At 45.2% G+C, this 20,627-nt stretch carries 28 protein-coding genes and 1 tRNA gene; 19 read left to right on the top strand and 10 right to left on the bottom strand.

What is annotated here, in order from left to right; all coding sequences use genetic code 11:
- Window positions 1–77: 77 nt before the first annotated feature.
- Window positions 78–1,169 (bottom strand): zinc dependent phospholipase C family protein, encoded by a 1,092-nt coding sequence (locus SPSPH_RS21975; protein WP_075756309.1) that lies wholly within the window; start codon window positions 1,167–1,169, stop codon window positions 78–80.
- A 368-nt stretch (window positions 1,170–1,537) separates the two neighbouring features.
- On the opposite strand from SPSPH_RS21975, the gene SPSPH_RS21970 reads away from it, so the two are divergent.
- From SPSPH_RS21970 to SPSPH_RS21950, 6 genes are all read left to right on the top strand, one after another.
- Window positions 1,538–1,684, top strand: coding sequence for a hypothetical protein (locus SPSPH_RS21970; RefSeq protein WP_158027084.1), 147 nt, complete (start codon window positions 1,538–1,540; stop codon window positions 1,682–1,684).
- On the top strand, window positions 1,681–1,872 hold the full coding sequence (locus SPSPH_RS23615) for a sigma-70 family RNA polymerase sigma factor (protein ID WP_422397039.1): 192 nt from the start codon (window positions 1,681–1,683) through the stop codon (window positions 1,870–1,872). Before SPSPH_RS21970 ends, SPSPH_RS23615 begins: the two co-directional genes overlap by 4 nt.
- A 99-nt stretch (window positions 1,873–1,971) precedes the next feature.
- On the top strand, window positions 1,972–2,892 hold the full coding sequence (locus SPSPH_RS21965) for a hypothetical protein (RefSeq protein WP_075756308.1): 921 nt from the start codon (window positions 1,972–1,974) through the stop codon (window positions 2,890–2,892).
- A 126-nt stretch (window positions 2,893–3,018) separates the two neighbouring features.
- Window positions 3,019–3,094 (top strand) — tRNA-Met (locus SPSPH_RS21960).
- Window positions 3,095–3,333: 239 nt separating this feature from the next.
- Window positions 3,334–3,528 carry a hypothetical protein gene (locus tag SPSPH_RS21955; protein ID WP_075756307.1) on the top strand — a complete coding sequence of 65 codons (195 nt, stop codon included), beginning with the start codon at window positions 3,334–3,336 and terminating at the stop codon, window positions 3,526–3,528.
- A 255-nt stretch (window positions 3,529–3,783) separates the two neighbouring features.
- On the top strand, window positions 3,784–4,023 hold the full coding sequence (locus SPSPH_RS21950) for a hypothetical protein (RefSeq protein ID WP_075756306.1): 240 nt from the start codon (window positions 3,784–3,786) through the stop codon (window positions 4,021–4,023).
- 148 nt (window positions 4,024–4,171) lie between these two features.
- Here the strand turns inward: SPSPH_RS21950 and SPSPH_RS21945 are convergent, their stop codons facing one another.
- Entirely contained in the window at window positions 4,172–4,699 is a 528-nt protein-coding gene (locus SPSPH_RS21945; RefSeq protein WP_075756305.1) for a hypothetical protein, read from the bottom strand.
- A gap of 492 nt (window positions 4,700–5,191) precedes the next feature.
- Window positions 5,192–5,710, bottom strand: a complete 519-nt coding sequence (locus SPSPH_RS21940; RefSeq protein WP_075756304.1) for a ClbS/DfsB family four-helix bundle protein — start codon at window positions 5,708–5,710, stop codon at window positions 5,192–5,194.
- A gap of 281 nt (window positions 5,711–5,991) precedes the next feature.
- Here SPSPH_RS21940 and SPSPH_RS21935 point away from each other — a divergent pair, with 281 nt between their 5' ends.
- On the top strand, window positions 5,992–6,207 hold the full coding sequence (locus SPSPH_RS21935) for a hypothetical protein (RefSeq protein WP_075756303.1): 216 nt from the start codon (window positions 5,992–5,994) through the stop codon (window positions 6,205–6,207).
- A 28-nt stretch (window positions 6,208–6,235) separates the two neighbouring features.
- Here the strand turns inward: SPSPH_RS21935 and SPSPH_RS21930 are convergent, their stop codons facing one another.
- The 4 genes from SPSPH_RS21930 to SPSPH_RS21915 all read right to left on the bottom strand — a co-directional run bounded on the left by SPSPH_RS21930 (window position 6,236) and on the right by SPSPH_RS21915 (window position 7,149).
- The gene (locus tag SPSPH_RS21930) at window positions 6,236–6,472 is read right to left on the bottom strand and encodes a hypothetical protein (protein ID WP_075756302.1); all 237 of its coding nucleotides are present in this window, start codon (window positions 6,470–6,472) and stop codon (window positions 6,236–6,238) included.
- 130 nt (window positions 6,473–6,602) lie between these two features.
- Complete coding sequence (locus SPSPH_RS21925) at window positions 6,603–6,743, bottom strand: hypothetical protein (RefSeq protein ID WP_158027083.1); 141 nt, start codon at window positions 6,741–6,743, stop codon at window positions 6,603–6,605.
- Window positions 6,744–6,855: 112 nt separating this feature from the next.
- Window positions 6,856–6,978, bottom strand: coding sequence for a hypothetical protein (locus tag SPSPH_RS21920; protein ID WP_255430465.1), 123 nt, complete (start codon window positions 6,976–6,978; stop codon window positions 6,856–6,858).
- 36 nt (window positions 6,979–7,014) lie between these two features.
- Window positions 7,015–7,149: a hypothetical protein gene (locus tag SPSPH_RS21915; RefSeq protein ID WP_255430466.1), complete on the bottom strand. Its 135-nt coding sequence runs from the start codon at window positions 7,147–7,149 to the stop codon at window positions 7,015–7,017.
- Between the two features lie 163 nt (window positions 7,150–7,312).
- Between SPSPH_RS21915 and SPSPH_RS21910 the strand changes: the two genes are divergently transcribed.
- Entirely contained in the window at window positions 7,313–7,477 is a 165-nt protein-coding gene (locus SPSPH_RS21910; RefSeq protein WP_158027082.1) for a hypothetical protein, read from the top strand.
- A gap of 103 nt (window positions 7,478–7,580) precedes the next feature.
- Window positions 7,581–7,814, top strand: a complete 234-nt coding sequence (locus SPSPH_RS21905) for a hypothetical protein (protein ID WP_075756301.1) — start codon at window positions 7,581–7,583, stop codon at window positions 7,812–7,814.
- 59 nt (window positions 7,815–7,873) lie between these two features.
- On the opposite strand, the gene SPSPH_RS21900 is transcribed toward SPSPH_RS21905, so the two are convergent.
- Entirely contained in the window at window positions 7,874–8,035 is a 162-nt protein-coding gene (locus SPSPH_RS21900) for a hypothetical protein (protein ID WP_158027081.1), read from the bottom strand.
- A 28-nt stretch (window positions 8,036–8,063) separates the two neighbouring features.
- Entirely contained in the window at window positions 8,064–8,690 is a 627-nt protein-coding gene (locus SPSPH_RS21895; protein WP_233139035.1) for a nitrite reductase, read from the bottom strand.
- 210 nt (window positions 8,691–8,900) lie between these two features.
- On the opposite strand from SPSPH_RS21895, the gene SPSPH_RS21890 reads away from it, so the two are divergent.
- The 4 genes from SPSPH_RS21890 (at window position 8,901) to SPSPH_RS21875 (ending at window position 14,776) form a co-directional block, all read left to right on the top strand.
- On the top strand, window positions 8,901–10,697 hold the full coding sequence (locus SPSPH_RS21890) for a heme NO-binding domain-containing protein (protein WP_075756300.1): 1,797 nt from the start codon (window positions 8,901–8,903) through the stop codon (window positions 10,695–10,697).
- 114 nt (window positions 10,698–10,811) lie between these two features.
- Entirely contained in the window at window positions 10,812–12,725 is a 1,914-nt protein-coding gene (locus tag SPSPH_RS21885) for a sigma-54-dependent Fis family transcriptional regulator (protein ID WP_075756299.1), read from the top strand.
- A gap of 100 nt (window positions 12,726–12,825) precedes the next feature.
- Window positions 12,826–13,476: a tRNA (guanosine(46)-N7)-methyltransferase TrmB gene (gene trmB, locus SPSPH_RS21880; protein WP_075756298.1), complete on the top strand. Its 651-nt coding sequence runs from the start codon at window positions 12,826–12,828 to the stop codon at window positions 13,474–13,476.
- A gap of 61 nt (window positions 13,477–13,537) precedes the next feature.
- On the top strand, window positions 13,538–14,776 hold the full coding sequence (locus SPSPH_RS21875) for a DUF2935 domain-containing protein (protein WP_075756297.1): 1,239 nt from the start codon (window positions 13,538–13,540) through the stop codon (window positions 14,774–14,776).
- Window positions 14,777–14,833: 57 nt separating this feature from the next.
- On the opposite strand, the gene SPSPH_RS21870 is transcribed toward SPSPH_RS21875, so the two are convergent.
- Entirely contained in the window at window positions 14,834–15,592 is a 759-nt protein-coding gene (locus SPSPH_RS21870) for a YncE family protein (protein WP_083945564.1), read from the bottom strand.
- 300 nt (window positions 15,593–15,892) lie between these two features.
- Here SPSPH_RS21870 and SPSPH_RS21865 point away from each other — a divergent pair, with 300 nt between their 5' ends.
- The 6 genes from SPSPH_RS21865 (at window position 15,893) to SPSPH_RS21840 (ending at window position 20,476) form a co-directional block, all read left to right on the top strand.
- Entirely contained in the window at window positions 15,893–17,074 is a 1,182-nt protein-coding gene (locus SPSPH_RS21865; RefSeq protein ID WP_075756295.1) for an FtsW/RodA/SpoVE family cell cycle protein, read from the top strand.
- A gap of 113 nt (window positions 17,075–17,187) precedes the next feature.
- Entirely contained in the window at window positions 17,188–17,463 is a 276-nt protein-coding gene (locus SPSPH_RS21860) for a PspC domain-containing protein (protein ID WP_075756294.1), read from the top strand.
- Between the two features lie 114 nt (window positions 17,464–17,577).
- Window positions 17,578–17,922, top strand: a complete 345-nt coding sequence (locus SPSPH_RS21855; RefSeq protein WP_223226364.1) for a spore coat associated protein CotJA — start codon at window positions 17,578–17,580, stop codon at window positions 17,920–17,922.
- 24 nt (window positions 17,923–17,946) lie between these two features.
- The gene (locus tag SPSPH_RS21850; RefSeq protein ID WP_075756293.1) at window positions 17,947–18,204 is read left to right on the top strand and encodes a spore coat protein CotJB; all 258 of its coding nucleotides are present in this window, start codon (window positions 17,947–17,949) and stop codon (window positions 18,202–18,204) included.
- A 23-nt stretch (window positions 18,205–18,227) separates the two neighbouring features.
- Complete coding sequence (locus tag SPSPH_RS21845) at window positions 18,228–18,827, top strand: manganese catalase family protein (RefSeq protein WP_075756292.1); 600 nt, start codon at window positions 18,228–18,230, stop codon at window positions 18,825–18,827.
- A gap of 185 nt (window positions 18,828–19,012) precedes the next feature.
- Complete coding sequence (locus SPSPH_RS21840) at window positions 19,013–20,476, top strand: IS1182 family transposase (RefSeq protein ID WP_338736078.1); 1,464 nt, start codon at window positions 19,013–19,015, stop codon at window positions 20,474–20,476.
- Window positions 20,477–20,627: the final 151 nt, after the last annotated feature.

The raw sequence follows: 20,627 nt of genomic DNA, 5'->3' as shown, positions 1-20,627 counted from the left end.
TTTCTCTCAATGTCTGTTTCTTGGGATGCGGTCTAGTAGATGGGGAGTTTTCATTTTTAGAATGTATGTTGCTAAACTTAACCCATTGAATATAACTGGTGTAATTGCTCTACGCCAAATGCATAACGAGTATTAGCGTCTTGGGAAAGCAACGATTGATTTTGATTGTTACTGGATGGAAGTCCGGTATCTAAATTGAAGTCATTTTTAAGATAGGCGGTAATAGTCTCTTCGTTCAGAAAAAAATCCATGGAATTTTCAGAGCAAGATGAAAAGAACCTTTCCGACGCCGTTATTACGTCAGACGTTGTGGTGACGGCCATCTCGTAAAGATCATCTACGCTAAAGTTCAGTTGGTCATTTGAGGACGAGGCAAACCATCTTTTTCGTTCGCTATTAAAGATATGAGGAGAATCACTTTCGGTAATCTGTATATTGCCTGTTATAAATCCATTAATATTTTTCCTGATAAGTTTAATTCCTTGTTTCGTAAAATTGATTTCTGCTTCATAATCTTTATATGCATCATGTATTGGATGATTATCAGAATTAATATTGTATCGACCAAAATAATAATCCCAGTCAATGTCTTGACTGTACGATGCTTTGATTCCTTCGTTTAGCAAGATTGCGAGGGTCATGTGCAACTTGTCGTTATCATCCTTGTCCTGCAATCCAAAGACAGGGTCAAAGCGAGATAATTTATAATCAGTTTTTCTTAGCAAAAGGATATTATCAATTTGAGTTTCCAACTCTTTGTGGGCTTTATAATTAGATTCTGGGCTATGAAGTGTCCAATGATCCTGAGTTGTTCTATATACAAAAGGATGAATAAGGCAATCTGTAACAACATGAGAATAGTATCCGTAGGCAAACGCTTTTAACAACCTTTGTTCGCTATAATTATCGTTGTGACGAGATTTAATATTATTAAGTAGCCATGTAAACAGGGTAAAAGAGTTGCAACGATGAAATGCATCTGATAATGCCTCCCATTCGTTCGACATAGACATATTCAAGATACGGTTGGATATTAAGTCTTTGACATAAAATAAATCGGGACCAAATGAACCTAGCGCAATAACATTGGAATACTCATTCCATAAATCTGGAAAAACTCTTTGAGTGCCATCACTAGCAACAAAAAAGTGCGTCAAAGGTTGTGGCATAATTATCACTCCCATCAAAATTCAAATATAGTCGTTCTTCGACAGAAAGGAATAAAATCCCTATTAAATTGACTGAATTTTTATCATGAAAAATCCGCTCGTAAGAAGAGCGGACTATGTGGATTATTGGCACTGTAGCCGATGCGTATTTGTTAACGCAAATGATTTTTGAGCTCTCGGGAAAACCGGGGGCTTATTTTATTTTGGGAGGCGATTCAGATAGACAAGCACCTTATTTGTCAACAATTCAAACCACTAGTTAAGAAATACGCAGGTATTTATAGGCGCTCAGTTCCGGATGCCGAATCCGAAGCCTGGTTGGCCTTGCTGCAAGCCTTGTATAACTTCAATCCCGACTTAGGAGTCCGTTGGCTGGCTATCTCGAAAGCCGGGTTAAGTTTGGCCTGTTAAATCTTTGGCGAAAAGAAGCAAAGCGCAAGCAAATGGAATGCCAGGGGGACAAGGCGATTGAGTATGTGGCAGCTCCCGATGATCCACAGGCTGAGCTGGTATAAAGGAAAAAATTGAAAGGATGCTGGCGGCATTGCAGGAATTACCGCAGCGGCAGCTACTTGTACTAATTCATATTTTTGTATATGGGCGTAAGTTGGCATGCATTGCTCAAGTATTAGGAATTACGGTACAGGCAGTAAGCCAAATAAAAAATAGAGCGTTGAGGCGTTTAAAAAGTCGACTGGTTTGAATGTATATAAATGAAGGCCGATATGCGGGAAACACACAGTTAATTAAAAGGTCCTTGGCTATATCGGGTTTCAAAATAATTAATTTGGAGGAATGTGAAATGGCAACAATAGGGCAACCGTTAACAGCGCCAGAAGCAGGATGGAGACGTTATGATGAAAGAGATTCAAGAATAAAATATACAGGCGATTGGTCTTTCAGGACGGATGTAACTGCTGATTATAAGTCTACTCGTACTTATTCCTCTACTAACGATAATGAAATGCAAATAAATTTTTATGGTAGTAAGGTACGATTATTAGGTCCTTCATCCCCTGGTCGTCCGCAAAATGGTAGTGCAGAGGTTTATCTAGATAATACATTTGTGGGTATGGTTCATCAGTATGCAGACCCTGGAAACCTAACAGTGTTAAATTTTGAATATGTAAATCTTAGTAAAGATGTGCATGTCATAAAAGTTATAACTAAAAATTTAATAAGAGATGAACGTTGGTGCACACTAGATGCCATCGACATCGACTCCGATGGATATTTAGTGCATCCAATATCCGTCAATCTAACCGCCAATGCAGGCGATTCCCAGGTAACCCTTATATGGGAGTCAGTCACCGGTGCCACTGGTTACAATGTAAAGCGAGCTACCACAACGGCCGGCCCATACGAAATAATTGCTGCCAATATCTCCGGGAATAGCTATGTAGACACCGACGTTGAAAACGGTACAACTTACTATTATGTAGTTACAGCAATAATGGCAGGTGAAGAAAGTGGTAATTCCAATGAAGCTTCAGCTTTACCAGAAGCAGATGATGGGCAGGCTATACTCCGCGTTACTATGATTGATTCTAGCGAACGGGAATATAAAGTCACTAAGGCTGTTGCAAATGATTTCATAACCTGGTGCAATCGATCAATTGGAACCGGTAACTCATGCTATGCATTTGACAAAGGTATTCAAAGTAGCAAAGAGTATTTGTTTTACGAAAAAATCAGCAGCTTTGAAGTGATTCCTATAGCGTAGTAGAATTAGCCCACTCTTGGCCGACGGCTGGGAGTGGGCTTTTATTTTTGGAAATTGTAATAATTTCGTGTGAAGTGTGATATAATAGAGATGAGTTTAAATAAAAAGTTAACAATAAACAATCATCGCGGGGTGGAGCAGTTGGTAGCTCGTCGGGCTCATAACCCGAAGGTCACAGGTTCAAGTCCTGTCCCCGCAACCACGAAATTCTATCGCCTGCCGGGTTCGTCCTGGTGGGCGACTTTTTCATTTTGTCCACTTGTGGATTTAACACAAAAGCGTTAATTTACTTTCATGAGGCAGTTTGAAAGCGGATTTACCTATCTCTCAGCCATTGCCGAGGATGGGCTTTTTTTGTTTTATTTATATTTTAAAATACGTTATAATTACAGTTAGATTTAATGTGATATATTATATAAATGAATTTTGGGGGGGTTAACTATGGCAGAAAGCTATTTTAAAAATCATTCTGACCAGGAACTAGCTCGTTTATGTTTAGAGCAGCTTAAGTATAATAAAACGACAAAGCGCGATTATAGTAAAAATAATGTAAAAGAAAGCCAATATCTCAAGGAATTGCAAACTGAAATTGTCCATCGTTTTATTAATATGCATAAAGAAAAGGAAAATGAATAAGTGACTTATTAACCACCTTCCCAGGCTTCGGCCTGGGGCTTTCCGGGGTGCGGTTTTATTTTACCAACCTTTTCTAAAGAAATTATAAAAATGGGAATCTATAATAAAAGCATTCCATATTATGGCTTACATATATTCCTCTATGCTACCCGGCCAGTGTGCCGGGTTCTTTTTATTTCTACGTATTCCCACTTGTCAACCTCAAACATGTGTTCCGTACTGATGATGAACACATGTTCTATAGTGAGGTGTGACATGGAAAACAAAAATAAAATATCTATCGGTATAACCGCTTACCATGGCGAGGATGGAAAAATAAAGCCTCTCTACCTGCATTGGGAAGACGGTCGCAAGTTTGAGGTTGACCGCGTACTGGACGTTCGAATAGCAGCATCCTTAAAGGTTGGCGGACATGGCATGAGGTACACATGCAGAATTGCTGGCAAGCAGGTTTACTTGTTTTGTGTTGACAATAAATGGTTTGTAGAGAAATAATTTAGTCCCTGGATGCAATTTACTTGTATCTACTTCGATTTACTTATGACTACTAATAAAACTCATGTAAAGCAGCAAAATCAAGCCATCGTATTTCTGCGATGGCTTGATATGCAAGAGAAGTACCGGGGAATGTAATTGATATAAGCTATTCATCATCTTTTGGTTGTTGTACCGAAGGCTTCGCCGTTGCTGGTTGAATGTTGTGTTCAGTAAGACGATTGGTAGCAAGTAGTGCATCGTCCTGCCACATTTGGTAGCCATAAATTACTACCGCATGCAACAATGTTACGGGCAGGGATAAAAATGGGGACATGTTGAAGTCGACAATACCTCTACTCGGTAAAAAGTAATCTAGGATAAAAAAATTAAAAACTATATCAAGGATTGTATTTGTAATCATATATGGCCAGAAGTGTCCATATGTAAACTTAAAAACCCAAATTGTTAATACAGGCATTGTTCCGTAAAAATACGGTAGCATCTCGTTAAAAGGATATGTTGATTCTCGGGTAGCCCAAACGCCTAGACCAATTCCAATGTCGCCAATTATAGTAGTCAGCACAACAGCAAACAAGGCAACCGGCATCCAACGCTTTATCTCTTCTTTTCTCATAAAAAAAAGAGACAACCAAGGAAGTAAAGCTAATGACCACATGATAAAACTATTGCTCATAAAAATCCCCCTAAACTTATTGCTGAAACTAGCTTTACTCACATCTTGAATAATATACAAAAAAGGAGCGGGCAGCAAATACAGGCCGTTATCGTCCGCACCTGGCCGGTGACAATGGAACTGCGCTGAATCTGGCACTAAATTAACATAATTTTTACCAATCTATAACACTAAAGCCGAATTTTTGATGTAATATTAAATCAGCCTTTAAGTAATCTCTTCCTAAAAAAGCTGCCCACCGGGTTCGTTCCCTGGTAGGCAGCCTTTTTTTATTAATTCTTTCCAACCTTTTCTAAGGAAATTATAAAAATAGGAATATATAATAAAAACATTCCATATTATGGTTTACATATACTCCTCTATGCTACCCGGCCAGTGTGCCGGGTTCTTTTTTTTAGAGTGCCTATATAACAACCCGGAAAACTTGCAACTTCTCATCGTGAGTGTCAATATTAGCCGGACACAAGGGGTGGGGCAGGGGGAGCAGCCACTTTACTTTGCCGCATGTATTTTTTTCCATTTCCGTATTTTAGTACGGAAAGACTTAAACGGAGCAACGGTATTAATGTGTACCCATTTCCATACAGGCCAGTTCGAGCTTGTCGATGCAGCCCATTTTCTACCGCCGGGCTTGAATAATTCTTCATCACTAAAGCCATTCAGCCATTCAATAAGTGAATCCACCACATCAACAAACAATTGCTGAAGCTGCGCCAGGGATTTGTCCCGATACTTGTCATAAAAGCTTTGATATAGTGCGCCCAATTGATTCCACTTATAGCCGGGTTCAGGGGTAATAACTTCTTTTCCCTCATGCTCTTTGCTATCCCAACTGCGAAGCAGCCCCATCCAGCCAAGTTGATAAGCAATGATTTCTTGTGGAGTGCGATCTACTTCCTGATAACGAGTATCTTTATTGGCTTCCGAAATATCCTCAAATTCACCAATAAATAAATTAGCTGTTTTCTTTATCTCGTCAATTAAAGCATTTTTACTACTGTATTCTTGCATGATTATTGTCCTTTCTGTGGATTTATAGATTTTGACATTATATTCTTTACTATATGTAAAATTTTACATATAGTAAAGAAAAACGTTTCATATAGATGGAATAAAAAGGTTGTGATTATTATTCCACCTATATATAGCAGCGGGTTGCAGCCTGCTCCTTTTACCATTATACTTGAAATGGTTTTAAAAAAATCTGTCCTTTTACGGGCGTTTTTTTGTCTTTTGACTTGGAAGGATTATTTTCCCTTATCACGAAGTGGTAAGAGAAGGGAGGCCGGAATATGTGTGGAATGAACTGGTATCGTGAAGAAATGGAACGGGCTGAGGAGGATTTGGACCGTTTAACGCAATTGCTGGCAATGATGGAAGAACGGTACAAATTGCCGCTGGCTGAGCCTGATGATAGCAATAGACTCAGTCCCGATATTGTTGATGTTTATTTAGAGCTTGTTTCACGAAAAAAGGCGCTGACGATGAATAAATCCCCACAGGCTTAGCTGCTGCGGGGATCTATTCATTGTCAGGTTATTTTAACGAATGTTCAAGTCCTTCATCCATAGCTTCGCGATAGGAAGCTTCATTAGCGGTGGCCTTAGACACAATAGAGGAATTAATTTCAGCGCGGGTCAGGCTGTTGTCGCCGCCATTATCGCTAAACTTATCTGTTACGTTTTCAGGTGCAGTATCATCATAGCCATTGGTAGCAATAAATAACTCGGCGTCAGATATGCTGGAAAACATTCCGGGAATAAGTTTTTTCATCAAATCCCTCCTTTATGATAAAGCTGTTTTTAGTTTCTCCAATGTTTTTGATTCCATGAGTTTCAACACAGTTCAAATTTTTGCTAAAAAAGCAACAAAGCGGCGTAATGCCGCTTTGTCAGCAGGGTTATTAAGAAGGGGTGCTATTTACCGGAGCTTCCTGTTTTTGGGGAGAATTGCTCGCAACCGGAGCTTGCTGAGCTGTGGTTTTCTCAGCGGCGGACTGGTTTTGTTTGGAATTTGAACCACCGGGTAAATCTTTAAATCCCATTCCACTCACCTCCAGTCTTAGTATTCTCCTTTTTGGATAAATATACCACGAAATTGTAAAAAAATTGAAAAATATAGAAAGGAGTGGATATTTCCACTCCTTTGCCTGGCTTTTACTTGCAGCACTTTTCTTCTTTTTTCTCTTCTTTAGCTTTCGGGCAAATTTCTTTGCCAAACTCTACATTGCCTTTACCTTTGTTTTCTCTGTTTTCTTTGTTACAACGCTCTTTAGCCATAAAATCATCTCCTTTCATTTAGATTGGGAGGTGACGTTAATCGTCGGCTAGTTCGTTAATCATGAACTTGGCAGCCTGGTAAATAACTGTGCCAACGGCTACAGCCTTAAGCACTGAGGTTAGGCCAATATCCATGTCCATCAGCGATTTGTGTTTCTTTCGATGAAACATACTTACCACCTCCTCATTCGATAGTGTAACCAAGCTTGTTAAGTACAACACGAAGTAAGAATTGGATTGAAAACCAATAAAAAAAAGTAACATTTAATATAAAGTCAGAATAATACGATAAAACTAATGAAAGGAATTTTATTACCACAGGGAGGCGGTAAAGATGGTGACAAAAATAATGGCAATTCAACGGCTGGATCTGGCAAGTCGTGACCATCGTAATGCCGCGGATAGTGACAGAAAGAAGCCGCAGAATAAGGCGTCTTTCAAAGAAATTTTTGCCAAGCAATTGTCAGGCACTGCCAAGCCGCCTGTTAACCGCGTGTAGAGCTTACGGCGGCTGCTTCATTATAAGACATAAAATTCTGGAGTTGATGAATAGATAACGGGGCATAATAAGCATACGTAATTTTTATATAATGGTGATATATATGAAAAGTATAAAAACAGGTCTGGATATCGTCAACCTGCATCAGGAATATGTTGATAAAATAAATGAACTTGATGCTGCCGTAGGCAAGCTCGATGAGTTTGGTTATACCAAAACGGTACTCAAAGAAGAACTTGCCAAGTTGAGAACAGATTTGCAGGCGCTGGAAACTACACGTTTTCAAGCGCTGGAACCGGTTATTATTTCAACGTCGCTGCTTGGCGGCCGGTCCTAGTAAACAGCCAAACCCGCTTAAAACATCTTGCGTTTTAAGCGGGTTTGGCTGTTTGGAGCTTACAATTCATCGGTACAGACCGTTTCCGTGCCTTCTACACATTTGAATTCACATTGGTTGCAGTCCTCGCCGCTGCCACGGTAGTCGAAACATTTACTTTCCCCGTTTAAGTTTTTTCCATTCCAAAAGCTATAGATATGGCAATCCTCTTTGCTGGACAAACTATCACCTCCCACTTGTTTGGTGGTGTTAGTTTATCCCGATGCAGGCGACAAAATCCTCGAAACCGAGACGGTCAATAGTTTGTCCCAGACGTTCGCCAGGCTGTCCGTAAGTCTGGTAGTAGGCGATGATCTTTTCGATAGATGGTATGACTTCAGCAGGCGGGACCCTTTCCGCGACAATCCGTCCGGCCTGCGCCTTGCGACCGGAGTTGCCGCCGGCAATAATGGTATAACCGCCGGCGGTGCCATAAAGGCCGATATCTTTGACAAATATTTCAGAACAGCCGTTAGGACAGCCGCTGACCCCTATACGGAGCTTGCCGGGCAGTTCGGTGCCATAAAACTTAGTGTCAAGGTCCAGGCCGAGCCGGGTACTGTCCTGAAGGGCCCGCGGACAGTGCGGTTGGCCCGCGCAGACAGCTGTGCTGCGTACTGCTTTGCCAGCAAGCGACTGGGTGTCAAGGCCCAACTCGCCTAATGCCTGCGCGCGGTGTTCGGGGTGCAATCCCAGAATAACAATGCTGTTCCCGGCAATTTTTATAATGCCTTCGTACTTTTCAGCTATAGCAGCTAATTTGCGCAGCATAACCGGTGTTAACAGTCCTGCAGGCAGGCGTGGCGTCAATGGCAGTTTGGCTTGGTGGTCAGTCATGAGCATCCTCCATTTTTTCTCTCTACTATAGCCTTTTTTGGCAGTATTCACAGTGATGTAGCTCACGCTTGCCGGCAAACAGCACTGCTTTTTTCCGGCAAAAAACCGCAACTTTTGTAAAATAATAGAGGGAATTTTCACGGGCAGCGAGAATACCTATCAATATAATAAAGAAAAACAGTAGCTGTTTTTGATATGTGGGGTGTTTGTGTGAAGGGAACTGTTGTCGGGACATGGGTTAATACCGCCCACAAGGTTTGGGGCGAGACGTTGGCGCAGGAAGCAATGCGGCAGGTTGGCTGGGAGCCTGATAAGCTGTTTTTGCCGACAGAAGAAATCGATGATGCTAAGCCCAGGGCGTTTGTCTCCTATTTAGCCAACCGCACAGGTAAGAGCCAGGATGAAATCTGGTTGAGCTTAGGTAAAGACAATGCAGCAACCTTTGCCCAGGCCTACCCCGCCTTTTTCCGTCAGGAGAGCTTGTATTCTTTCTTGCGCTCAATGTATGATGTACATATTGTCATGGTCAAGAGGATACCTGGAGCTAAGCCCCCGGAGCTGTTGATTGAACCGGTATCCGAGTTTTGCGCTATGCTGAGCTATCGTTCCAAACGCGGCATGTTCGGTTACATGAAGGGGCTGCTGGCCGGAGCGGCTGAGTATTTTAAAGAAGATATCAAGACCGAGATTACTGAGTCCTCGCCGGAGCATCTAAAGATGCTGATTACTTTTCCCAAACCCATTACTCATACCAATGTTTACCGGTTTAATCAACTGTTATCCTTTGGCGTTATTCGCAGTATTCCGGCTAAGATCGGTATTGGCGTAGCTGCCATATCCCTGCTTGTTGACGGATTGCTGACCGGCTTGGGGGTGGCTGTGCCGTTGTGGACAGCGCTCTTAAACGGTGTCCTGGCGGCAGGTGGCGCGGCGCTGCTGCTCCGGCCGTTTGACGGCATTAAGGCGGAGCTTGCCAACCTTCAGGAACGCAAATATTTCACCGAGACCAAGCTTAAGTCAAGCGATGAGTTTGAAGACATTGTCGAACTGCTGGCCCAGTACAAAATGCGGGTTAAGAGCGAGTTCATCGGCTTTAAGGGCATCACTGACGAGATGAATAAATATGGCGACGATTTTAATGCATTGGCATCGCGCATGCAAGATACTTCTGATGAAATTTCCGGAGTAGTCAACGATGTGGCTATGGCGGCTACCAACCAGGCAATGGAGACCGAGACGGCTGTTGGTATTTTAAATGGCAACCTGGAAACGCTGCGGACGGTAGTGACAGAACAAAGTCATAATAAAGAGCAATTGGAAGCGGCAGTAGACGAAATTAATAAAGGCTTTGCCGAAGTGCAGGCGTCCAGCGATAAGCTGGAGCACAGTCTTGACAAATTTGGCGAGGTTAAGCGTTCGGCGGAAAACCTCCAGAATCAGGCCACTAAGATTACGGAAATTACCGGGATGGTGGCTGCCATTGCCGGACAAACCAATCTCTTAGCGCTTAATGCCGCCATTGAGGCCGCCCGGGCCGGTGAACAGGGACGCGGTTTTGCCGTAGTGGCTGAGGAGGTTCGGAAGCTGGCCGAACAGTCCCATCACCACTCGGACAGCATCTCCAGTGATTTAAAAGTATTGATGGAGATTATCGGGAATGTTGTCGGCATGATTGAAGAGGAATTTTCCATTTTAGAATCGGAAACCCGGCAGATGAAAGATGTGGTGGCCGAGAACACCCGCCATGTCGGGAACATCCATCTGGTGGCCGAAAATATTGTTGATATGATTATCAAGCTGGAGCGGGAGATGACCGGCCTGAGCGAAGTGTATGGCAAGATTGAATCCCTGGCTGCTATTTCTGAGGAAAACTCGGCAGCAACGGAAGAAGTAAGTGCTTCGGTACATGTTTACAATGAGAAGCTGCATGATATGATGGGCAAAATCACTGAGTTTAAGACCGTTATTCAGCATTTCAGTGAGGATATTAACACCTATCGCACCTGAGTTTGGCGGCGGGGCCGGAAAATCCCCGCCTTCTGTTTGCTTGGATATTCCTGTAGGAGGAATGAAATTCCCGGATTTTTGTGATATTATTCTTAGAAACATGTGGAGGTACATATGATTCGTGAACGTCGCAACAAGGCCAAATTGGAACTGTATTATGATAAATTTGTAACCGAAGGTGTTATTGACCCCAATGTTCATCCCTGGGTGGGTGAATCCTGGCAGCGCAGCCAGGACGCCGGGGTAGGGCGGGAAACCTTCCGTCTTGCTGTCAAATTATCCGGCGAGGAGCTTAGTAAGCGCCGGGAACGTTATAACCAGGCGCTGACCTTTCTTGACGGGCTGTATGATGAAATCAAGGAGCACTTTACAACCTATAATTTGAGCATGCTGCTATTGGATCAGGAATTATATGTGCTCAAAAACTATGCTATGCCTTTTTACCAGAAAACAGCCGGGGAACTGGAAGGCGCGCGCCTGTCGGAAGAGGATATCGGCACCTCGAGTATTGGGGTTGCTTATCGGAGCAAGGTTCCGTTTTTGATGTTTGGACCGGAAATGTGGATCAAGGACTGCCAAAACGGTGACGCTTGCTCAGTTCCGATTATCCTTGACAATCAGGTGAAATTCATTGTTACCGTGGTATCTGTTCAGCAGGAAGAACTGCCTTACAGCGCCATGGTGGCAATGGTCCTCAGTATTAAATACGCCATGGAACAGCATCTTAAGCTGCTAAGCAGTCTCAATGCCAAACATACTATCCTGGATGCTGTGCCGCTGGCAGTGTATCATATTTTGCCTGGCGGCGAAGTGGCCTATGCCAACAAGCTGGGGCACAGCCGGCTGTCGGGGATTGTTCCGTTAGGCAGCGAAGACAAGGAAGAAGGGCCTAACTTAAGCACCGTACTGTTGAATTATCATCACACCCCCATATACAAAGGCTTCCTGGGTGTTCCTTCCTACAACCGGGAGGCAACCTGGATAACGCCGCGGAAGACCTATGAGGATATCACTACCGTTGTGCCGCTGGCCGGTGATGAAGGGGATGTAGACAGCATTGTAACCGTAACCATGCCGATAGAAGATTTACGCACCTTGGTAGCCCATACGGCAGGCTATACGGCCCGGTACAGCCTGTCAAGCATGGTTGGCAGCAGCCAGGTGTTTACGGCGATGCAGGATAAGGCCGGCCGGACGGCCAGACATGACTATCCCATCCTGCTGCAGGGTGAACCGGGAACAGGCAAACAACGGCTGGCGCATGGTATTCACCAGGCAGGCTCGCGGGCTGCCGGTCCGCTGATTGCCGTAAAAGGCGGCGATCTGCCGTCCGATGTTTTGGAAATAGAGCTTTTTGGGCGCGGCGGCAGTGAAGCCGAGGGCCGGCCGGGAAAATTGGAACTGGCCAGCGGCGGCACGCTGTTTATTGATGAAGTGGAAAAGCTGTCAACCGTATTGCAGGATAAGCTGGCAGAAGCCCTTGAGGCCGGTTTTCTCTTCCGGGCTGGCGAGGCTGTGAGCCGTCCCATCGATGTCAGGGTGATTGCTGCCAGTGATACGGAACTAAAGCGTCTTGTGGAAAAGGGTGTATTCTCCGCCAGATTATATGAAATTATCTCCCGGGCGGTTATTCGTGTACCATCCCTGCGGGCTAGGCGGGAGGATGTTCCTAATTTGGCAGCCCATATTATTGAGGAATTGGCAACATTGCATAATTTGCCGCCGAAAGAGTTAGCGCCAGATGCGGCCGAGCTCATCATGAGTTACGACTGGCCGGGAAACATCAAGCAGCTTCAGGGTGTGGTAGAGCAGGCGTTTTTCCGCACGACAGGTACTACGATCAGCCGGGCCGATATTGTTATGCCTGGTGAACAGGGGCTAAGCAAAGCCTGGAAAGAGGATAAAGCCGCTTTCATCGAGGCCTGGAAGGCCGCCGGCGGCAATATCAGCCGGTTAGCCAATATGCTGGATGTCAGTCGGGTGACGCTGTACCGGTATTTGAAAAAATATGGCTTAGATAAAGAGTAACAGGCTAAGATGGCTTTCGCGCTGCTCGCCGGTAAGAATTGCAGTCATTCGCAGGGGGCGCGTGCAGCATCGTATTTGCCATATGTAAGGAGGAGACAGGTTGCGACTGAGAAAAAAGCCGTGGATTGCCGAAGCGCTCACCGGCTTTTCTGACATAGTATTACCCAATCCCGGTGAAACACTGCAAGGCAAGTGGCTTGACCTATTTGGCAACAGGCTGCCGCTGCAGGTTGAACTGGGTACAGGCAAAGGCCGGTTTATTACCGGCATGGCCGAGCGGCAGGCTCAGGCTAATTTTGTCGGGATTGAGGCCCAGCAGGATGTTCTTTATTATGCTGCCCAAAAGGTTCAGGCAAAAGAATTAGCCAATGTACGCTTGCTGGTATTTGATGTGAACAACATTTTGACAATCTTTGCACCGGGCGAAATTGACCGGCTTTATATCAATTTCTGCGATCCTTGGCCCAAGAACCGTCATGCCAAGCGGCGGCTTACCCATATCGGTTTTTTGGAAAAGTATCGTACGGTGTTAAAGCCGGGTGGGCAATTATGGTTCAAAACCGATAACCGGCCGCTGTTTGAATTTTCCTTAGAGCAGTTTGCCGCATTTGGCCTCAAGGTGGAACAGGTTACCTATGACCTGCACCGCAGCGGCTTTGACGGTAATGTCATGACAGAATATGAGACAAAGTTCAGCTTGCTCGGACAACCTATTTGCCGTTGTGAGGTTACTTTTACGCCGACTAAGTAATCACACTTACACTGAACCGCATACAATACACTAAAATCCTATTGCATGGGAGTGTGTTGCTATGCCGCGTCACTCGAATAATAAAGGCAAAGTGCTGCCGGTGCCGCCGCTTGACATGGAGGAAGTCAAATTCTGGCTGCAGATTATGGAAGAGCATGCGCTGTTTATTAAGACCGGTTTACCGTGTGATAAACCTGATTTGATTGAAGAGGCCGCCGCATTTGAACGTGAGCTCAAGGCGCTCAGGGTGCGGGCTGAGAAACTTAGCAGTGAAAAGAAATTTGCTGAGCTGATTGCCGATATCCTTTGCTCACTTAAGGAATTCCTCCGGTATAAGCGCCTGTTATTAGGACTGTCACTGACCAATAAGCTGGGCAGTGCGCTGCCGCCGCTGTTTTTTGACCATTTAGTCCGGGAAGCCGAGTATTTTATGGCCATTTTAGAGAAACTGCGTGCCGGCAAAAAGCTATCTGTTGTTAAAGCGCGGGAAGCTGACTTTTGGCTTAGGATTATGGCCGACCATACCAAGTTTATTGGTGCCCGTCTTGATCCGACAGAGCGTAGTCTGCTCGGGGTTGTTTGCGAGTTTTCCACCGAGTTTGATGATTTGACAATGCAGGGCCGCAATTATGTGGGCTTCTTTGAACATCAAGCTCCGGAGTTGCCGGCTTTTGGGCGTTTTTTGCAGGACAGCCGGTCGGCTACCGCCCGGCTTAGAGATTTTAAACAGGCCGCCTATGATATGATTACCAAAAATCGGATGTTAAGCACCATTCCTGCCCTGATGGCCGATCATGTTCGCCGGGAGGCCGACCATTTCCTGCTGATACTGGCCATGATCGAAAAATGCGTAATTAAGGAAGAATCACCGACTAAATATACTCATGCAGAAAATATTGGTATGGTGGTGGACAATGAGTTTTTTGCGGAATCTGAGTCCATAGTATTTGATGATTGGGTAGAACCGGAACGTGAGTCTTCGGAGAAGGCTATTGACAATACCGGCCCTGAATATAAGCCGGAAAAAAGCCGGAAACAAATAATAACCGGGCAAACAGCCTCTGATGACAGCGGCAGCGCCGTAGTTGACGATACTGTGGCAATACCGGTTGACACCATAGTGTTTGAGCCCGTTTCTCAGGAGGCTGTTGCTGTCGATACAGCCATTGAGACTAAGCTAATCGCCGCTGAACAGGTGACACCAGCCGCTAAGCCGCCTGCGCCTGCTGAAGACGGCAAGCAAGGGAAGTATAAATGGGGGGGGAAGTGGCCACGTCAGCTGGGAAAAATGAAAAACTAAATGACCGAATAAACCCCTCCCGCATCAGTGGGAGGGGTTTGGCAGGTTTATAGCGAATTAATACGGCAGAATAGCCATTGTAGATAACAGCTGGCGTTTGGTATTGGTGACAGCCAACAGTGAGCCGTTGGCCAAATCAATGAGACTTAAATCGGCAAATAAGTTGCTGGTGCCGATAGCTGATTGGCTGTCAGGAATTAAGTAGAGGCGGGATAGTGACCGGCCAATCGTTAACCGGTCTATGATTTGGGCTGTTTCCAGGTCGATGACGAAAATGGATGCCCCGTCTTCGTTAACAATATATGCCGTCCGGTTGTCGGCAGTTACGGCGGCATGGCAGGGATAGGCTGCAAGTCCGCTGGGGCAGCTGGAACATTGGATAGTAACGATGACCGGGGAAGAAGGTTTTTTGCTTAGGTTGAAAAGCACGACCCCTTCTCCGGCAAAGGCTGTATTGGTAAAGGGCACAATCAGCCGGTTGCCGGCCAAAATTATATTGGTGGGAATGCCGGCCATGTCATATTGCCACAGGATGGCCCCGGTCATGCTAAGTGCCATGATGGTGCCGCCGGCGTTGTGCTCCCAGGCGGTATAGATGCTTTCGGCGTCAGCTGCCAATCCCACGCAACTGGCCTTAGCTGCAGGTGTTCCTAAAAGCTCTGCGTTCATGGTGGTTAAGTCCAGGCGGTGTATGCTGCCACAGGGTTCGGCAAGATAGGCGGTAGTGGCGTCGGCTTGTGCCAGGACAAACTGGGCAGGGTAAGGAATGCACAGCGGCAGGCAGTAGAGGGACAAGCTGGTGAGATTGACCGCCAACAGGCTGTTTTTACCACTGGTACTGCTGCAGGGCAGGTACGCTTTTGCGTAATCCGGGGTAACGGCAAGCTCGGTAGGAGTTAGTTCAGGCGCAAAGCCAAGCTCTGTCTGAATTTCGCCGCTGGGCCCGTCGGCAATAAGTACGGCATGGGTAGTCGCATCAACTGCCAGTAATTTGTATGATTTTACCCCATGCGATCACCTCTTTTTTTACCCGAAGTTGATGGTTCATCATTCTCTATATAATATTGGTGAGGGTGCTGTTTGGTTAACGTATTTTTTTGGGAGGAGCATCAGGACGTGAAAGAGAAAAAGCTTGGAAACTTCCCAAGATTGTGGGCCAGTCCGGCTGAGGCGGTATTTTTCATTGCCGGGATTTTATTTGTGATTGGAACGATTAATGTTTTCAGTGCCAGTTTTGTGCTGGGAGGGCAGTTATTTCGCGACGGTTACTTTTTCCTTACCCGCCATTTAATCTCCTTTGCCGTGGGATTTGTGGCCATGCTGGCGGCTGCCGTGATAGATTACCGGAAAATACGGCGAGGCTGGCTGCTTTTGGCTATACTGGCGGTGGTGGGGTTGCTGGTGGCGGTTCATTTTATGGGAGTGGAAGCCAATGGTGCCAGACGCTGGCTCAATTTAGGCGGTTTTACTTTTCAGCCCTCAGAGCTTGCCAAACTTACCGCCATTATCGTTACCGCCGCTTATCTGGGAGCGCAGCTTGACCGCGGGAGGCCGGTATCTCTAAAATCCTGGCCGATTGCTGTGAGCGTGGTGCTGGGCGTGTTTGTACTTAAACAGCCGGATATGGGGACCGCCGCGGTTATTGTCGGACTGAGCCTTGTGTTGTATATATTGGCAGGTATCCCTAAACAGGAGCTGTACGCACTGGCTTTAGGCGGAGCAGGCATGACGGTGTATCTTGTTTATGCCGCCGCCTACCGGGCTGAACGCATCTGGGCGTGGCTTGATCCCTGGGCGTATCAGCAGACCTCAGGTTATCAGACGGTGCAATCCCTGCTGGCTATCGGCTCGGGCGGACTCTTTGGTTCCGGTTTGGGTATGGGAGCCAGCAAATTTCACTATTTGCCGGAAGCGCATACCGATTTTGCCTTTGCCGTGTTATGCCAGGAGATGGGTTTTATGGGGGCAGTAGTGGTATTGTTGCTGTTGGGGGCTCTGGCTTGGTATGGACTTCAGATTGCCAGCAAGGCCCCTGACGGATATGGATTTTTTCTGGCTGCCGGGGTGACTACCTTGGTAGTTGGTCAGGCTGTCGGTAATATTGCCATGGTCTCAGGTGTCGTTCCCGTTACTGGTGTACCTTTGCCGTTTATTAGCTTCGGCGGTACTTCCCTGATTGTCAACTGTGCGGCTATTGGTCTTTTGATTAGTGTCGGACGCCGGACTACCGCCAAGGTTTTTCAGCCAGGCAGCCGGTCAACCCCTGCCCGCGGTTCCCGGCTTAAATTAGTAAAGTAACATAGTGATGTTTAAAGCCCTCTTGATACGGTAATAATTACTAGTGAACTTGTATGTTAGTAATTATTATGGAAGTTGGTGTTTCTGCCAATTTCCCAAGGGGGCTTTGGCTTATGATCTGGCTAATCCGGGCAGGCGCTTATCTGTTTAGCGGATTGACCATATGGCAGTTTGTGCAGGGTGCAGGGACTCCTGATGCTGCCGGAATCCATCGCCACTTAGCGCTGGATCAGTCACAGGGCATGGTACTTGGCGTATGTGCCGGTTTTAGCGCCTATACCGGTTTGGATGTTTCCTTAATCCGTCTGGCCTGGGCGCTGGCGGTATTATACCGGGGAGCAGGGTTGGCGCTATATATTCTTGCTTTCCTGATTATGCCCGCATCTTAATATACCCTACCAACCCATTCGGCAGGTTTTCTGCCGAATTTTTTTGTTTATTGGGTGACATTTGGCATTTGATTCACATAAAATACACTAAGTCAATGAGAGGAGGCTTTCTTTGTGAAGAAAAAGGCTACCAGACACCAACTGTATGTAAAACCTCAATCCAAAGATAAAAATATAAAGCTGAAAGAAGATATGCATAACGTGGATGATATATGCGATATGGACGAAATGGAAGATTCCGACATGGATATGTGTATGGATACCGAGCGGGAAATGGATAATTGCAAGCATGACTATGACAACATGATGGCTAGCTGTGATGATATGCCGGAATGCATAATGCTGGCCCATGCGTATGTCCCCTGGCAGTATTACGAACAAGCCTTTACTCCGCCTGAGGCGCTTATGAAGGGGACTTTATTCCCGGAACTTTGGGGAGTTTATAAAATCCCGAAATAGATAATGGTTGGAGGTGTAAAATAAGTGAAGTTAGATAGACAACGAGCCTTACTTAGAAAAGTCCAGGAGATGGAATTTGTCGCAGTTGAACTTAACTTGTATCTTGACACACATCCTTGTGACCAAGAGGCACTTCATGATTTTAATTGTGCAGTAGAAATGTTAAACAAGTATAAAGAAAAATATCAAGCCGAATTTGGTCCGCTGCTAAACTTTGGTTTTGGCGGCCCGTCCCGGGAACCCTGGCAATGGGTGCAAGGCCCTTGGCCGTGGGAACTATAATTTTGTAATAAGGAGCAGTGGATATGTGGATCTATGAAAAGAAACTCGAGCATCCCGTACGCGTCACCTGCCCGGATGTTAAATTTGCCAAAATGGTAATTACGCAATATGGCGGTCCGGATGGCGAACTATCGGCATCCTTACGATATTTAAATCAACGTTACAGCATGCCTACAAGCCAGGCCAAAGCGCTTCTGACAGATATTGGCACCGAGGAGCTGGCACATATGGAAATGATTGCAGCCTTGGTATTTAAACTGGTTGATGGTGCTACCTGTGCAGATTTCAAAGCAGCCGGCTGGGAAGGCCAGTATGTTCAGCATGATCATGGACTGTTTTGGACAGACGCCAACGGTATACCCTGGAGTGCTAAATACATTGCCTGTCTGGGTGATCCGATTACCGACCTGACGGAAAATATGGCGGCCGAGCAAAAGGCCCGTACGACCTACGAACATCTGATTGCTTGTACCGATGACCCCTGTGTAAAAGATACGCTGCGCTTCCTGTGGCAACGGGAAGTCGTTCATTTCCAGCGGTTCGGCGAGGCACTGAATGAAGTGCAAGAGTGGATGTGCAAGAGTAAGCATGTATGGAATGGACATAATTGCGGGTGTGATTAAAATAGATAAGGTCACAAAGATCCCCTTCTGCTTAGAGGCAGGGGGGATTTTTGTCTGTGCGTTTGATGAGTCTGAAATAACAGGGACAAGGGACCTGTCAGACTGTGTGAAAAGTGCATTTAAAAATTATATGAAATTACAAATATGTTAAAATATAGTTGTATACTGATTGAGAAGGTGAGAGTATGGGCTATATAAAAGGCGAAGAAAGAGGACAAACAATTTTGCTTCCCGAAAGTATCGACGATTACGTCCACGAAGATAATCCAGTTCGCATTATAGATGCGTTCGTGGAACAGCTTGATGTGTTGGAACTGGCATTTGAGCGATCGACTAGCCCCACTTTCGGGCGCCCTCCCTATAACCCAAAAGTCTTATTAAAATTATACTTATACGGCTATTTAAACCGGGTCCGCTCATCGCGCAGGCTTGAGCAAGAAGCAGCACGAAACCTAGAAGTCATCTGGCTATTGCAAAAACTAAAACCAGATTATAAAACCATTGCGGACTTTCGCAAAAATAATAAACTCGCCCTCAAAAAGGTGTTTCGCCAGTTCGTACGCCTGTGCGATGAATGGGGCCTATATGGCAAAGAGTTAGTGGCGATTGATGGGACTAAAATGCGAGCTTGTAATAGCAAAAAGAATAATTATAGTGCCAAAAAACTGGAACGTCATATCCGGTATATCGATGAAAAAATTGAAACCTATATGAAAGAACTAGAGACAACGGATAACGCGGAGACTCAGGAACGTAAGCTGTCGGTACAAGAAGTACAACAGCGAATTCAAGAACTTCGTAATCGAAAACAAACCTATCAGGCTTATCAAGAAACGATAGATAAAAAAGGCTGCAGTGAAGTCTCTACAACAGACCCGGATGCTCGACTTATGTCCAATAACAATAATACAGTAGATGTAGGCTACAATGTACAGACCACAGTCGATGCCAAACACAAATTAGTGGCAGACTTCAAAGTAACAACACAGGCCAACGATTTGGGTGAGTTAGCTAACATGGCCTTGCGTGCCCAAGTGGTGCTTGAAAAAAAAGAGCTCGAAGTGGTAGCAGATAAAGGATATTACAAGGTTGACGACCTCAAAACATGCGTAAAAAATCATATCACTCCGTATGTCGCGAAACAAACATATTCGAACGGGACCGGAGATAAAGAGTTTTACCCGGATAAGTTTCATTACGACGCAGAGGAAAATATATATCGGTGTCCCAGAGGAATTGAGTTATATTTTGCCAAGAAGAGAACCAGTAAGGAAAAAGGCGTTATTGGTTACGAATACCGAAATTATGCAGCCTGTTCCTCTTGTCCGGTAAAAGAACGCTGTACTCGAAGTGCAAAGGGTCGAAGTATCTTTCGGCATATAGACCAAGACTTTTTAGATACGATTAATCTAAAGACTGAGAAAAATAAAGATAAATACCGATTACGGCAAATGATCATTGAACATGTTTTTGGAACAATTAAACGAGGATGGGGAGCGTATTATTTCCTGACTAAGCGTAAGCGCTCAGTCACAGGGGAGCTTTCTTTGTCTTTTTTATCGTATAACCTTAGGCGTGTTATATCTATCCTGGGGACGAAAGAAGTATTAGCAAAATTGACTGCTAGAAAATCTCCGGCTTTAGCCTAAATCCCGCTAGATGCTATTCAGTTCAACCAAAAGTTAACGATTTGCCTAGCATTTTGTATTTTAAGCTACTTTATTAGAGGGCGTGAGAGGATATTTCACACAGTCTGCTGTCCCCTTGTCCCACTAAATATAAAGGAAAAGATTGGTTGTG

It is taken from the genome of Sporomusa sphaeroides DSM 2875, assembly GCF_001941975.2.
Lineage (GTDB): Bacteria > Bacillota > Negativicutes > Sporomusales > Sporomusaceae > Sporomusa > Sporomusa sphaeroides.
This window is presented reverse-complemented; position numbering and strand designations above follow the sequence as displayed.